Raw genomic sequence first — 14,099 nt, forward strand, 5'->3', positions numbered from 1 at the left:
ACTTCATCTCATAAAACATATTAAGCCTCATTTGATTTTAATGTTATCAACTCAATTACATTATTTAAATAATGAATATGATTAATTAATTTAATTAATTTTTTCTAAGTTTAACCCGCATTCCCCAAGTAACTTGACGTTTTCACCCCTCTTACGGTCAGTAATATGTTATATTTCAGCATGTTAATTGGGCTTGAGGTTGCGGATTATGGATCACCCAGAGGGTGCACGCGAAACAGGTTATGGGCGGCTTGGTTTTGACCGCCGGGTGCGGCTGGAATTTCGTGGCACGCAGCTCAGTTCGGACGGCGGTCTCCTGGTGATGCGCGAGTTGGATGACGCCCTCGGGCTGTCTAACCTTGCGTCGGGGGCTCTCAATGACACCCGTCGCGGCAAGAACAGGGTTCACCGGCTCGACGGGCTGTTCCGGCAATCGGTCTATGGGCGGCTGGCGGGCTACGAAGACGTCAACGATGCTGACCGTCTCGCCTTTGATCCCGTCATGCGCCAGGTTGTCGGTGGCCGTGCCGTCGATGCGCAGGCGGCCTCGGCATCGCAGATGGGGCGGTTCGAGACTGAGACGCTGGCCCTGCCCGAGAACCGGGCGGCGCTGGCCGATCTGAACGGCACGTGGATTGACCGCTTTCATGATCGCAACGGGCTGAAGTACATCACGCTTGACATGGACAGCTCGGTCAGCCCGACCCATGGCGATCAGGAAGGCACAGCCTGGAACGGGCATTTTGACTGCACCTGCTACCACCCAAACTTCTTGTTCAACCAGTTCGGCATGCTGGAGCGCTGCGCCCTGCGCAACGGCAATGTCCACAGCGCCGACGGCTGGCGGGATGTCCTCGATCCCGTCATCGCCCGTTATGCTGGCCGCAAACTTGGTGGCCGCTTCTTCCGCGCCGACGCCGCCTATGCGATGCCCGCGATCTACGAGCGGCTGGAGGAAGCGGGCTATTTCTACGCCATCCGACTGCCCACCAATGCAGTGCTCAAGGAGAAGATCGCGCATCCACTGACCCGGCCTGTGGGGCGTCCGTCGCTGACCAAGGTCAAGCGCATCTACGAGGACATCGAGTATCAGGCGCAAAGCTGGGATAAGCCACGCCGGGTGATCGCCAAGATCGAATGGCATCCGGGCGAGCTGTTCCCAAAAGTCGGCTTCATCGTCACCAATATGCCGATGGACCCGGACTGGGTGGTGCGCTTCTACAACCAGCGTGGCACCGCCGAACAGCACATCAAGGAAGGCAAATACGCCTTCCGCTGGACGCGGCTGTCATGCAAGCGGTTTCGTGACAATGAGGTCCGGCTGCAACTGCACGCGTTGGCCTACAACCTGGCAACGTTCCTGCGCTGCATCGAGCTCCCAGCGGCCATGGCCAACTGGTCGCTGACATCCCTCCAGCTCAAGCTGATCAAGATGGGGGCCCGCGTCGTGCGTCACGCCCGCGCCATCACCTTCCAGCTTGCCGAGGTGGCGGTCACAGGCCCCATGGTCAGGGCCATCTTCACTGTGATCCACCACCTTCGAGCACCTCCGTCATGTGCGTGACAGCGATCCTGACAGAAACTGAACGAAAGCGGCAGGACAGTTCTGTCCACCGCGCTGAAGAACGGCGATGCTGGGCCAGAATGATGCGAGTTTGCGGCCCCACCTGCCCGCATTCGAGCGTTCTGGCGCACGCAAACGCCGCTCAGGGCCCAAAACGCTTGATTGGCAAGCGAATTTAGGTGATATTGGTGTCAAATGGCATGCCACTTGGGGAATGTCGGAGTGTAGCTTTTTTCGGGGCGGCAATGCAAAATCTTAGCTGCACGCTGGCTTATTATAAAAAATTACAACTTAATTACTTGAATTTAGATTAAAATTTAAGCTAAAGTAAGGCGATGGAAACATCCAATGCCTTGCCGCAATTATATCGCCTTATTTATGTAAGTCACACCCAAGAGGATACAACAGTAAATGACATCGCTTCCATTCTTGAAATATCGAGGTATAACAATGATCGTGACAACATAACTGGACTTCTTATTTACGATAAACAGTTATTTTTTCAGGCACTTGAGGGAGACCGCGACGCGGTAGAGGGTTGTTATGCTCGCATTTGTAGAGACGCTCGACACGGCTCGCCGTATATCGCGTGGCAAGGTGACGTAAAGAAACGCTCATTCACGTCATGGGACATGGGCTACCGTACGCCATCTGATCTTGATAAAGATGACGAACAGTCCGTTCTTGCTCTGACTGATTTGGTAGCGAAGGATGTAAAAACTGAGGGAAGTGATTTACTCATTTCCGTGCTTATCCGTGTCTTATTTGATGGTCCCAAAGAGAGGGATTTAGGTGACGCCAACGCGCTAAATCCGAATAATTCGATCAATCGTCAGCGCCCGCAATAGGTAAGGTTAAAACGTTATTGGCCCTTTATTTTGTCTACTCACCAACGTAGAATTTAACACTTGGCCGGAGCTGACCCATTACAGTTTATTTTTTATATGTAACATCCCGTGAAGCAGTATGGTCTTGTCCCGCTTGCGTTCCGGTCTCTCAACTCATTTATGCGGCCTTTCGTTCGAATACCAAGGGGCTTTTGCCGCCCAGCGATGAATGCCGCCGCCTTGGATTATAGAACCCGTTGATATATTGGAATATCGCGCCTTCTGCCTGACGACGTGTGTCCCATCGGTTACGCCAGATCAGCTCAGCCTTGATGGATTTGAAGAATGTCTCAACCATGGAGTTGAAGCTCCTATATTCGTCAAGCAGCAATTTTGATGGTTTGTGGCACGCAGAGTTGGCTGTAAAACTCCCGGACGATGTAACGCTTCAGGCATCGAATGATTTCGCTTTTGCTTTTGCCATCTTTCGCACGTTTTTTGACATAAGCAAGCGTCGGTTCGTGGCTGCGCATCCTGACGATGGCGACACGGTAGAGCGCAGCGTTGGCTTGTCTGTTTCCTCCTCTGTTGAGACGGAAACGGTGCGTTTTCCCACTTGATGCAGGGATGGGACAAACGCCACAGAGTTTGGCAAATGCAGCCTCAGATCGGATGCGCGTGGGATCATCGCCAACGAGGATTAGCATCTCTGCGACTGTCATTGTCGCAATTCCGTGGGATTGCATCAGGTCCGGAGCGCGTTTGATGACAAGTCGCTCCAGTTCTTTATCGTGACCCAGAATCTCTTCATGTAGCAATAGCCACCGTCGTGCCAAAGCTCGCATGGCTGCTTTGGCAGAAGCTAATGTATTAAGTATATCACCGGGTCTGAAGGCCGCGATATGCCGGATCAATCCGATCTTACCTTTGATCTGATCCAGTACTTCACGCAGATCAGCTGGTGCATTGATGATCAGTGTTTTCAGGGTCACCATCGCCTGTGAACGTGATTTAACAGCCGTGTCACGGGCTATCTTCAGATGCCTGATCATCTCCGACGATCCCGTTTGGGTTTTAGGGCGGGAATTTGCCTGTCCAGATAAAACTGACCGAGCGGCACCTTCTGCGTCGAGGCTGTCGGTCTTGCCTTGAGTATAGCGCAGCTGGCGATTGGGTCTCGTAACCTCAACAACATGGTGCCCTTGTGCAAGCAAGCAGCGCGATAGACCGGCACCGTAAGAGCCCGTCCCTTCGATTCCAAAAGCTTGGACATGACCCAGGCCACAAGACCAGCGTTCCAGTTCCAGATATCCCTTTGAGTTCGCAGGGATGGAAAGTGCTGCTAGGCGGGTGCCTTGCGTATCAATCGCGACAGCAACATGTGTTGCCTTATGCGTACCGATGCCGATGATAATTGGATGTCTGATCTTCATGTTGTCCCCTTAGGTTGAGAATGCCCAGGCAACATTCTGAGAGGACAGGACTGTGATGGGGCGTCCCCGTCATGCTCCTATGAGGTCACATCTCACCCGTCGCCGGGGCGACTTGACAGTCGACACGTCAATACAATGACACGCAGTCAATCATAACATGGGTCAGGCCATCAAGCCGCAATACCATACTCACAATCATAACAATTGCCCTTGCCGCTCATCGACACCTTAAAGCTGTGTTGTTTCAGGCGCTTTCGGTACTCGTTTGAACAATATTGCGACCCACGGACGCCCTTCTAAGTGTCAAGCAGCGATTTGAGTTTGATTTATCTGTTTGTGTCGACGCGCAATGATGTCGAAGGCCTCGCGTGCGATGTACCTTTTGAGGCAGCGGATCGCTTCAAGTTTTGAGTGGCCTTGGGCTACTCGACGTGCAAAGTATTCTTGGGTCTTTGGATCAAGCCGCAACCGTCCGATTGCAATGATATGTAGCGCGCTGTTCGCTGCACGGTCCCCACCTCGATTCAGGCGATGTCGTATGGTTTTGCCTGATGACGCCGGAACAGGGCTGTTGGAACAGAAGTTCCACAGCCAGACACCTAATACGGTGAGCCTCCCCCTTTGAAGTGGTCCGCCCCTATAGTTAGGAAACGGAGGACCACAAATGGCCATCAAGAGACCCAAGCCCGAAGAGATTGTCGTGAAGTTACGGCAGGTTGAAGTTCTAATGGGGCAAGGTATGCCCCGGATTGACGCGATCCGTCAGATCAGTGTGACTGAACAAACCTATTACCGTTGGAAGAAGAAGTACGGTGGAATGGGCACAGAACAACTCAAGGAACTGAAGCGGTTACAGAAACAGAACGAGCGTCTTCGCCGAGCAGTATCGGACCTTACGTTGGACAAGCTGATCCTAAAGGAGGCTGCATCGGGAAACTTCTAAGCCCTTCGCGTCGCCGTGCTTGCATTGATCTCGTGCGCAGTCAGATGAAGGTTTCTGAGCGTCGAGTGTGCCGCGCGTTGGGCCAACATCGTTCCACACAACGTCGATTACCCAAAGGCCGTGCCGGTGAAGAACGCTTGGTCACAGACATGATCGAGTTGACCCGCCAGTACGGTCGATATGGCTATAGCCGAGTCGCGGCCTTGCTAAGAGATGCGGGTTGGCAAGTGAATGACAAACGTGTCGAACGTCTGTGGCGGCGCGAGGGGCTTAAAGTGCCAATGAAACAACCAAAGAAAGGGCGGATCTGGATGAATGACGGATCGTGCGTCCGACTGCGTCCTGAATATCAAAATCACGTCTGGTCGTACGACTTCGTGCATCACCGAACCGATGATGGCAGGGCTTTCAGGACACTGAACATCCTGGACGAGTACAGCCGGGAATGTTTGGCAATTCGGGTGAAACGAAAGCTGAATTCGATTGAGGTCATCGATGCCCTAACGGACCTGTTTATTTTACGCGGTATTCCCGCCTACATCAGGTCGGACAACGGTCCAGAGTTTATCGCTGAGGCGCTCAGAGACTGGATCAGAGCTGTCGGAGCAAAGACGGCTTACATTGAGCCGGGATCGCCCTGGGAGAACGGATATTGCGAAAGCTTCAACGGGCGAATGCGAGATGAATTGCTCAACGGCGAGATATTCTGCTCACTACGCGAAGCTCAAATAATCATCGAACGCTGGAGGAACCACTACAACACGAAACGACCACACAGTGCATTGGGCTATCGCCCACCTGCGCCGGAAGCCACCATCCCGGTGGACCAAAGGCCAGTCATGCACTAACTTTTAAATTGGACCACTCAAGTGGGGCTGCTCACATTTTTACGACCTTTGCACTTTTCAAGAGTGTAGCGGGCTGCGTGTAACAAATCAGGTTGCTCATCATCAAATATTCACCAAACCTCAGACACACCCACAATATCATATCGTGACCTGTAATGCCGCTCATCGACTTGAAGGTGCGTTATTTTCAAGAAAACCCAGTTGATCATCAGTTTTTTTGAGGGTTTGCTTCATATGTTTCCAATCTTTAAGACAAAGATGTTGTTGCCGTTCTGATAACTTTCGTAGCCAATCAGCTTTGACAAAAATTTCATATAAATTCCTGATCGCTTTGCATCAGTAACATTTACTTCGAAATATGGTAACTTTTTGAGATAGATAAACAATTTTATGATCTGCCAGACTTTACGTATCAACCTTGTAGGATTTTTTGTATTACCTGTTAAAACTGTAGATCTTATTATGATTCCCCAATGCAAAGCATCAGAAGTTTCAGTCCAGACAAAAAACTCTTTATGATCCCTAAAACCCACAACATAATAACGGACTTCCAAGATGAAGCGCGAAATATCCATATAAACCTATGCTGAACTAAGTTGAAGTATAGCAAAATAAAGGCTTATTAACCAGCACAATCCAGGTGATGTGACTTTTTTGCGCCTTCATTTTGCGCCTTCATAGGGTTAACAAGATTTAGCCTCAAGATTGAAGTGCGACCCTTACCGTCTTGGAGCTGCCAAGGCCAAGTTGCGCTTGAAGTTGCAGCACTGACATGATGTTGGAATGACTGGCGATGATGTGCGCGGCAAGAAACCAAATTTGCAACGGTAAATGGCTGCTGTGCATCATCGTGCTTGCCGACACTGATGTCTGCCGTGCGCAACTGGCACATTCTCAAGTTGCGTGATTTCGCTTTAACAGCCAGCCTTTGCAGGTGCCACAGGAAGGGCAAACGAAGCCCTCAGGTCAACGATGTCCCTCCAGATAATGCGAACACGCTTCCTCATCAGAAAACCTGGCGTCGAACGCCGGGCGGGACATGGGTTTTTCGTTTTGAATTTAGCTGCCATGGATAGAACAATACCAGAACATTGTAGATTGGCAGGCCGCGTCACACTACATCAGGTGCCGCCGGAGCAAAGGGGATAAGCCATGATGAAGCGAATGCATAAAAGTGATAAAACTGGCTCTCTTGATAAACAGAGCGGTTAAATCGCAGTCCCACACGTCATTTGGTCTACATTTCGGAATTGGGCAGGGGGAAATGAACAACCCAGAGATGCTACTGAACTGCAATTGGCACACAGGATTGGTAACAAGGTGGAACAAGCTTATTTTCGGGCTAATCTACTTAAAATTAGGGCTAAAATATTGATGGATTAGTATAGGTTCTTAGAAGGCTACAAGTAAACTAAAATCACTTTAGTTTAGCTGCTGAATAGAAGGTTGAAACAACACTTCAAAGAGTGCAACAGCTTGATGTCTAAACCATACGCAAGCCTGTTTTAAGAGCATATAGTATTTGTGCGCTCGCGTCTCCAACCACTTCTATCGAACGGAAACTGGCCTTATTGAATTAATTTAAACTTACCACAGGGAAGAATGGACGATCTTTACTACCAATGCATTTAAAGAGCGTTCACGGGATTTAAGTAGTGCGCTTCGTGCCTGTAAAGACACTGTAACTTGTGCTTTCCCGATCTTCGCAGCAGCCTCCTTAATGGTGTTGCCAAGCGCAAGAAGACAGACGACTTCCACCTCCTTTGATGAAAACTGGGGATATTTATTCAAGATGCTTTGTTCCGAAACACCGCTACATAGTCTCATCACTCTTCCAGCAATAAAACTAGGCCCTCCTGCATAGAAAAATTGTCTTTTCAAAGCCAAATGCAGTAACTTGCCGCCCTCTAGTTCGACGCGGGAAGAGTACTGGCCATCCTTATCCAGAAAATAAGTTATATCTTGTAATTTTACCGATAAGTCTTCGACATTATGAATATTACCTAAATCTGGAAAACTTTTGGTTTCATCTAAGATGATTAGTTTTCCTGATTTGGGGGCGCATATTACAGGTGCATATATCAGTCTAGCAGGTTGGACTAATTCAAAGGTCATTGGAAACATGCCAAACATGCCCAAATTGATTAAATCTCGCAAGGCCACCAGTCCGCGATCTCCAAGTAATTTTTCTGTTGCATGCGCTACAGTTATGCCGGTCCGGGTGTAATTAAAAAATTTATTTCCACTCTCAAGGTCTGTATAGTGTGTTATATCGATTACATCACCTAAGGGTGAAATATGGAAGTCGTGAAAGTACTGATTGTTTTCCATTTTATGACTGAGGGCTTCAATAGTACCGTGGTCACTAAATGAATTGGATAAAGTAAACCAACCGACTGCTTCTCGGGCAAGCAGGATATCATGTAAATGAGCAGGAAGGGGGAATGGCTCAACACCGTAAAGGCTCCACCACGATTGAGAAATACTTATAACTCTTAAGTCTCTATCGGTGATTATCGACCCACCGGAACGTTTAACTCCTTGTTGCTTCGATGGCTGCGCCACAGTGTTGGCAACTAAAGCTTGAGATTTATTTGATCGCTGAGTTCCGACGCGCGATTTTTCTACCTTGATGTGATCAGTATTTAACGGCATTTCAAAGGTCTCCAGCAACAATAAGAAATATCTTTCTTATAGTTTTGAATCCGTACAAAGCAATCATGAAAACAAAGCATTAAGTGATTTAATTAATATAAACCTAAATTAGCTTCAATTCAAGCATAAAAACTTAAGTATTTTATGTAATGTTGCCTTTAATTTGCAAACAGAGCTATGGAAATTCGAATCCAGAGCGACAGCTTGTGATCGGTAGAAATTTGTTCAGTCGCATTTTGGCTGCGTTCCATTGGCGGCGTGCGCCGACGGATATCACATGACCGTCCAGCGATAAAACCTGAACGAAAGCGGCTCCACTGGTCTGACAAAATGGACGTCAAGCAGGCCAATTCCACCCCGAGGCCATCCTAAAGTCCGATGGCAGGTGCTCTTATTGCGCCGTTGCGAGCCAAATTGGCTTGATTTGAGCGCAAAACAACAAAACGCAAGGTAGCGATCCTGGACATCACTGTGTTTCATATTTTACGTTATACTCACTTTACTCTAAAACCCGAAGTTTTTGGAGTGATATGATGCGGAAATTATCAGAGAGGTGGTCGCAGGATTTCGGACCAGTAGTTAAGGTGGATCAACTTGTGAAAGAGATGATCCAAAATGACGAAACGAAAGAACCACTCGCCCGATTTCAAAGCCAAGGTTGCGCTTGAAGCGATCCGCGAAGAAATGACGATGGCGGAGTTATCGAAGAAGTACGGCGTTCACCCGACCCAGATCGGCACATGGAAACGCGCGGTGATTGAAAACATGTCGACGGCATTTACGCGCCGAGGTTCCATTCCTGAGCAGGTGAGCATTGCAGACGTTGACAAGCTGCATTCAAAGATCGGCCAGTTGGTGGTGGAACGGGATTTTTTGGCCGATGCCTCGCATCAATTGCTCGGGACGCGAGGCAAAAAATGGTGAGTAAGGACCACAAGCTGAGTGTCCGCCGTCAATGCAAGCTGCTGACGCTGACCCGATCCCACTTGTACTATGAACCGAAGGGCGAAAGCGCTGAGAACCTACGGTTTATGGAAATCATTGATAAGCAATTCCTCGAAACGCCATGGTACGGGTCCCGCCAGATGGCGCGCTACATGAAACGCAACAACCACAAATGCGGCCGGCATCGCATGCGCCGCCTAATGCGGCTCATGCGTTTGGTCCCGATCTATCAGGAGCCCAACACCAGCAAGAAACACCCCCGGCATAAGATCTGGCCGTATTTTCTTAGAAAAGTCATGATCGACCGCCCAAACCAAGTTTGGTGTGCTGACATTACCTACATCCCAATGCGGCGTGGCTTCCTGTATCTGGTGGCAATCATGGATTGGTACAGTCGCAAAGTCCTTGCTTGGCGGTTGTCCAACAGCATGGACGCGGACTTCTGCGTTGAAGCCCTGAAAGAGGCGCGGGCAAAGCACGGCAAGCCAGAGATATTTAATACGGACCAAGGCAGCCAATTTACCAGTGGTGCTTGGGTCGACGTGCTCACGGATGCAAAGATCAAGATCAGCATGGATGGCAAAGGCGCGTGGCGTGACAATCGCATGATTGAACGCCTATGGCGGTCGCTGAAGTATGAATGCGTCTATCTGAATGCATTTGAGACAGGTTCTGAAATGCGGACTGGGATCGGCAAATGGCTGACCTACTACAACTCTGAACGCCCACATTCGACCCACGGCATATTGACCCCAGATGAGGCCTATGCCAGCAAAACAGAACCAATTAGATTGGCAGCCTAAATGAAACCCTGATCCATCTTAACAAGGCTGTAAACTGGTCGACAAACTAGGACCACCTCTTAACCTTGGTGCGCCAGGCGGTTAACGACCACTCTAAGCCCGAAAATTTTGGTTAAATCGCCATTTCGTCTGGGGTTTTGCCAGCTGCCAATGCTTGCTTAAACCAATCAGGCTGGCGACCCTTCCCTGTCCAAGTTTTCGCGTTGTCGTCAAGGTTTACGAATTTAGGTGCAGATGCCTGTTTCTGCTTCTTGCGTGGCTTCGAGGCTAATTTCACAGACGGCTTTGAGTCACCGAGCTCCGCGAGTGTGAATCCGTGCGCTTTGGCAATCTTTTCCACCGCCACTACCGCCAACGCTTTTTCACGATTAGCAAGTTTTGCCATCGCTTTATCAATATCCGCACTGAGCTTTTCAAGTTCTTTACGAGACATGTATTTCAGATCGGTCTTCATTATGCATTCCTTGTGATTGATCAGACCACTAACCTTATTATTAACATAATGAAATAGCAAGAAATTTTAGGTTAATGCCTTAATTAGATGCCCATTATAATTTGGCATCAGTATTTCAAACGAAATGAAAAGGGCATAGCTACAACGGCAGGCAGTACCACAGAGCCAAGCGGATCTTGCGGTCACCAAATTAATGGTTTTCTTAAAACATGAAGCCGGAGTGCTCGCACACGAGCTTCTCAGTTTCAGCAACTTCTATGCCTGATCATTTTTTGGATGACCAATATGTGGATACAAAAAGGCGCAACATGACAACCCGACAACAGATACGACAGACACGACGAAGAGCAGCGAAATCGGGGCAGACGGTAAAAATGGAAGTGTTTAACTACAACGACCCAAATGGCAAAGAGAATTGGCTGGACGTAGAGCGGCTGAGGCGCTGGGCTGAGAAACATCTAGAGATTATCCCCGCGGACATAGACATGAAGATGGTTGAACGGATCATAGAAGGTGGGCGGGTGACTGCTGAACATATCAACGCACACACCATGACTAATGACATAAAACCCATCCTCATCGCGGAAAACTTCGAGAATGGTTATGCAGAGATAGTTGACGGGAACCACACCTACGTCGCAATGGCAGCGACCCAGTTCAGGGCTAAGAAAATGGGCATCACTGCTCCCCTAAGCGCCCCAGCCTATGTGATAGCAAGGGAGGACTGAATGCGCTTTCTTGTGCCATCAGAACAGCGACTTAGATGATCGACATTCGGAACTCAATTTTGCATCTAGGAAGCGCAGCGAGCCACCCTGTGCGCCCTTAAGTGCCGCCCTGCCCGCCTCATCCGATTTTGCTCTGACAGTGCCAGAAAAGGGCACCTCGATTGAGGTGCCCTTTTCATTGATTTTGCCAGGAAGGCTTATGCGCGGGCTCGGCGAGCAAAGTTCTCAATGTCGCCGCGTGTCATACCAATGTCTGCAAGCTCACGTGCACTCAAATTGTTTAACGTTTCGCGCGTCTGACGAACGGCGTTCCAATTTTTGTAAAATTTTACCAGGCTGACAAAAGGGTTCTTGATGGGGACGTCGGATGGGCGAATTGTTGTGAAAGCGGCCATAGCCATACTGAAAGGGACGGCGGATTTAACATTTGTTTTGAAAGTGGCCATAGCCATACTCCGTTGGTTGATCGTTATGTCTTACAATTCGAGATATGTCGCTCCGCTTCCTATAGTATACTGCGCGTCATTGAGGACCCGAAGAACTTGTTGATGTTTGCACGGGAATAGATTCTTCTTCGCCTATGATCCGTCCCAACTTTCTTTCCTGCGAAGACCGCCGCGAGCTTTTGAGCTGTGTAAAACGCCAACGCGAGGATCATGGCGTTGCGCGCCGCGCGAATGCGCTTTTGCTACTGGATGACGGGAAGTCCTGTGTCGAGATTGCGCAGGTGCTTTACCTTGATGACGACACGGTGCGTGGCTGGCACAAACAATATCTGTCCGAGGGCTGGGATGCGGTAGCATATGACGGTTGGAAAGGCGGGCAATCGCGGCTGTCTGTCGCGCAGGAAGCCGCTCTTTGCGTTTGGCTTGAGGAACATTTCTGCCGATCTACAGTGGAAATCCGCACCTATGTCGCGGCGCAGTTCGATCTGGAATATTCTCATTCAGGCTATGTTAAGCTTTTAGCGCGACTAGGCTTTGAATATCGCAAGCCCAAGGCGCTGCCGCGCGTGGCCGATGTAGCCAAACAGGCCGAATTCATCGCAATGTATGAAAACATGCTGAATTCTCTGGCCGATGATGAGGCGGTTTACTTTGCAGATGCCGTGCACCCAGAATATCAAAGCAAGCCTGCCTTTGGTTGGGTGAAGAAGGGCACAAACCCCACGCTCAAAACGACTTCAGGCCGGGCGCGCGTCAACATTCACGGCGCGTTGAACCTTTAAACCTTCGATACCCCTTTCGTAGCGCCGATCACAGTGGACGGCGTGAGTGCCGTGCAATTGCTGGCCAAAATCGAGGCACGCAACCAAGATAAACGCATCATCCACGTGATCTGGGACAACGCCGCCTACCACAAAGGGCCTGATGTGAGGGGCTTCCTGGCGCGCAAAAACTGCCGCATCCACTTGATCCAGCTGCCGCCCTATTGCCCGCACCTAAATCCGATTGAAAGGCTTTGGGCCGTGATGCACCAGCACGTCACCCACAACCGCGCATATCCCACACAGAAGCAATTTACCGGAGCCATATTGAAGTTCTTCCGAGAAACCATCCCAGAACAATGGCGCGACTTCCGAAATCAGGTCACTGATAATTTCCGCATCATATCACTCCAAAAACTTCGGGTTTTAGAGTGAAGTGAGTATAGAGATAAAAATAGCATACCACTTATGCGCTTTTCGCAACCGCAGCATTTTCAATGCTTTCCCAGAATGGTGCTGTCAGACAAAAGCGAACCAGTCTCATTTTTCCGCAACCTCAATCCGTTAGGCTATGGTGGTCGAGAACGGAACCCTTTCACCGATGGTGCAAATGTTGATGCCCGCATGTCCGTGACGAAGGATGGGCTACTGATGCTCAAGTAAGGGCGCGAAATGGTTGGCTGTGCCAAGCACTTGTGCCAGCCAACTAGTCGGGACTGGCAGTTGGCGTGGGAACGGCCCATAAGGGCGTTAAATAGTTATTGATTGCTGAGATATGACAGCCGCCACCCACAACGTGCCAAGCCATGGCAACTGGGCACTCCTTTTTTTCCTCAGCTTCGTCTGGGGTGGCGCATTCATGTCGATGGCAGTAGCGCTAGAACAATATGGCCCTTTCACAGTTGCCGCGGGTCGCATCAGTATCGGTGCGCTCGGGCTTCTAGTGGTTACAGCCATCGCACGCCCAGGCGATCTGGCGATCCGTGATCCAAAAACTCTAGGTTTCATTCTAATTTTGGGCATTCTGAACTTCGCTTTGCCCTTCAGCCTTTTAGCCTGGGCGCTTCAGCAGGTGCCTTCAGCCTTTGCAGGCGTCGCGATGGGCTCTTCTCCGATATTTGTGTTGGTCCTAGCGTATATCTTTGTACCGGACGAACAAATAGGCCCGCGCCGGATCATTGGTGTCATAATCGGTTTCGTGGGGCTGTTAGTCCTGATCCTGCCGGGGATCGCTATCGGAAATGGCGCAGAAGGAACTATCGCCGCAAGGGTCGCCTGTGTGGCGGCTTCGCTCTGCTATTCAATCGGGGCCATTCTGATCCGCCAGGCGCCTCCAATTCCGCCTTTGGTGTTCACTGCGGGTATGTTAACGGCTGGTTCTCTCGCATTGACTCCGCTCGCTCTTCTGCTGGAGGGAATACCTGAGATCACCAGCGCGCGGGCGACTTGGGCAATGCTCTATGCCGGTGTAATTCCCACCGGACTGGCCTTCCTTCTGCGTGTTGTACTGATCAGATCTGCTGGGCCCATCTTCATGAGTCTAGTGGCTTACATCGTCCCGCTCTGGGCCGTTCTCCTTGGCGTCGTTTTACTGAACGAAACTCTGACACTCAGTACCTATCTCGGTGCGTTGATTATTCTTTTAGGTGTTGGCATGACCCAGTTGAGGCTCCTCAAGAAGCGCTAGCTGGC

The 14,099-nt window shown here is 49.9% G+C and carries 12 protein-coding genes and 3 pseudogenes; 8 read left to right on the top strand and 7 right to left on the bottom strand.

The window, feature by feature from the left end; genetic code table 11:
• Positions 1-208 precede the first annotated feature (208 nt).
• Positions 209-1,564 carry an IS1380-like element ISOan2 family transposase gene (locus OAN307_RS15270; protein WP_015500545.1) on the top strand — a complete coding sequence of 452 codons (1,356 nt, stop codon included), beginning with the start codon at positions 209-211 and terminating at the stop codon, positions 1,562-1,564.
• Positions 1,565-1,899: 335 nt separating this feature from the next.
• Positions 1,900-2,412 carry a BLUF domain-containing protein gene (locus OAN307_RS25380; protein ID WP_015500546.1) on the top strand — a complete coding sequence of 171 codons (513 nt, stop codon included), beginning with the start codon at positions 1,900-1,902 and terminating at the stop codon, positions 2,410-2,412.
• 157 nt (positions 2,413-2,569) lie between these two features.
• Here OAN307_RS25380 and OAN307_RS15285 read toward each other — a convergent pair.
• The 3 genes and pseudogenes from OAN307_RS15285 to OAN307_RS26620 form a co-directional block, all read right to left on the bottom strand.
• Positions 2,570-2,755: pseudogene (locus OAN307_RS15285) on the bottom strand (IS3 family transposase); the annotation flags it as partial.
• 16 nt (positions 2,756-2,771) lie between these two features.
• On the bottom strand, positions 2,772-3,824 hold the full coding sequence (locus OAN307_RS15290; protein ID WP_015500547.1) for an IS110 family RNA-guided transposase: 1,053 nt from the start codon (positions 3,822-3,824) through the stop codon (positions 2,772-2,774).
• A 303-nt stretch (positions 3,825-4,127) separates the two neighbouring features.
• Positions 4,128-4,403, bottom strand: a pseudogene (locus tag OAN307_RS26620) (transposase); the annotation flags it as partial.
• An 85-nt stretch (positions 4,404-4,488) separates the two neighbouring features.
• On the opposite strand from OAN307_RS26620, the gene OAN307_RS26625 reads away from it, so the two are divergent.
• Positions 4,489-5,615 (top strand): IS3 family transposase gene (locus OAN307_RS26625; RefSeq protein ID WP_085982887.1). Its coding sequence is split into 2 segments (ribosomal slippage): positions 4,489-4,753 and positions 4,753-5,615, totalling 1,128 coding nucleotides; the frame shifts between segments, so codons are not numbered across the junction.
• 679 nt (positions 5,616-6,294) lie between these two features.
• Here OAN307_RS26625 and OAN307_RS15310 read toward each other — a convergent pair.
• Both OAN307_RS15310 and OAN307_RS15315 read right to left on the bottom strand, forming a co-directional pair.
• Positions 6,295-6,656 (bottom strand): annotated as a pseudogene (locus OAN307_RS15310) (transposase); the annotation flags it as partial.
• A 546-nt stretch (positions 6,657-7,202) separates the two neighbouring features.
• A complete protein-coding gene (locus tag OAN307_RS15315) occupies positions 7,203-8,291 on the bottom strand; it encodes a helix-turn-helix transcriptional regulator (protein WP_245540860.1) in 1,089 nt (362 codons plus the stop codon).
• 594 nt (positions 8,292-8,885) lie between these two features.
• Here OAN307_RS15315 and OAN307_RS15325 point away from each other — a divergent pair.
• A protein-coding gene (locus tag OAN307_RS15325; RefSeq protein WP_408634912.1) for an IS3 family transposase occupies positions 8,886-10,018 on the top strand; the annotation gives its coding sequence in 2 pieces (ribosomal slippage) (positions 8,886-9,153 and positions 9,153-10,018; 1,134 coding nt in all).
• Positions 10,019-10,130: 112 nt separating this feature from the next.
• On the opposite strand, the gene OAN307_RS15330 is transcribed toward OAN307_RS15325, so the two are convergent.
• Complete coding sequence (locus tag OAN307_RS15330) at positions 10,131-10,472, bottom strand: H-NS histone family protein (protein ID WP_044043863.1); 342 nt, start codon at positions 10,470-10,472, stop codon at positions 10,131-10,133.
• 374 nt (positions 10,473-10,846) lie between these two features.
• Between OAN307_RS15330 and OAN307_RS15335 the strand changes: the two genes are divergently transcribed.
• Positions 10,847-11,200 (top strand): hypothetical protein, encoded by a 354-nt coding sequence (locus OAN307_RS15335; protein ID WP_187292475.1) that lies wholly within the window; start codon positions 10,847-10,849, stop codon positions 11,198-11,200.
• Positions 11,201-11,397: 197 nt separating this feature from the next.
• On the opposite strand, the gene OAN307_RS15340 is transcribed toward OAN307_RS15335, so the two are convergent.
• Positions 11,398-11,646 carry a DUF1127 domain-containing protein gene (locus OAN307_RS15340; protein WP_051068024.1) on the bottom strand — a complete coding sequence of 83 codons (249 nt, stop codon included), beginning with the start codon at positions 11,644-11,646 and terminating at the stop codon, positions 11,398-11,400.
• 134 nt (positions 11,647-11,780) lie between these two features.
• Here OAN307_RS15340 and OAN307_RS30180 point away from each other — a divergent pair, with 134 nt between their 5' ends.
• The 3 genes from OAN307_RS30180 (at position 11,781) to OAN307_RS15350 (ending at position 14,094) form a co-directional block, all read left to right on the top strand.
• Positions 11,781-12,428: a helix-turn-helix domain-containing protein gene (locus OAN307_RS30180; protein ID WP_245540848.1), complete on the top strand. Its 648-nt coding sequence runs from the start codon at positions 11,781-11,783 to the stop codon at positions 12,426-12,428.
• Between the two features lie 33 nt (positions 12,429-12,461).
• A complete protein-coding gene (locus OAN307_RS30185) occupies positions 12,462-12,842 on the top strand; it encodes a transposase (RefSeq protein ID WP_245540847.1) in 381 nt (126 codons plus the stop codon).
• Positions 12,843-13,182: 340 nt separating this feature from the next.
• Entirely contained in the window at positions 13,183-14,094 is a 912-nt protein-coding gene (locus OAN307_RS15350; protein ID WP_015500555.1) for a DMT family transporter, read from the top strand.
• Positions 14,095-14,099 lie beyond the last annotated feature (5 nt).

It is taken from the genome of Octadecabacter antarcticus 307, from assembly GCF_000155675.2.
Lineage (GTDB): Bacteria > Pseudomonadota > Alphaproteobacteria > Rhodobacterales > Rhodobacteraceae > Octadecabacter > Octadecabacter antarcticus.

Excerpts from the sequence above, each read along its gene's own strand:
- OAN307_RS15270 (WP_015500545.1), top strand. The coding sequence starts at position 209 with ATGGATCACCCAGAGGGTGCACGCGAAACAGGTTATGGGCGGCTTGGT.
- OAN307_RS25380 (WP_015500546.1), top strand. The coding sequence starts at position 1,900 with ATGGAAACATCCAATGCCTTGCCGCAATTATATCGCCTTATTTATGTA.
- OAN307_RS15290 (WP_015500547.1), bottom strand. The coding sequence starts at position 3,824 with ATGAAGATCAGACATCCAATTATCATCGGCATCGGTACGCATAAGGCA.
- OAN307_RS15330 (WP_044043863.1), bottom strand. The coding sequence starts at position 10,472 with ATGAAGACCGATCTGAAATACATGTCTCGTAAAGAACTTGAAAAGCTC.
- OAN307_RS15335 (WP_187292475.1), top strand. The coding sequence starts at position 10,847 with ATGGAAGTGTTTAACTACAACGACCCAAATGGCAAAGAGAATTGGCTG.
- OAN307_RS15340 (WP_051068024.1), bottom strand. The coding sequence starts at position 11,646 with ATGGCCACTTTCAAAACAAATGTTAAATCCGCCGTCCCTTTCAGTATG.
- OAN307_RS30180 (WP_245540848.1), top strand. The coding sequence starts at position 11,781 with ATGATCCGTCCCAACTTTCTTTCCTGCGAAGACCGCCGCGAGCTTTTG.
- OAN307_RS15350 (WP_015500555.1), top strand. The coding sequence starts at position 13,183 with ATGACAGCCGCCACCCACAACGTGCCAAGCCATGGCAACTGGGCACTC.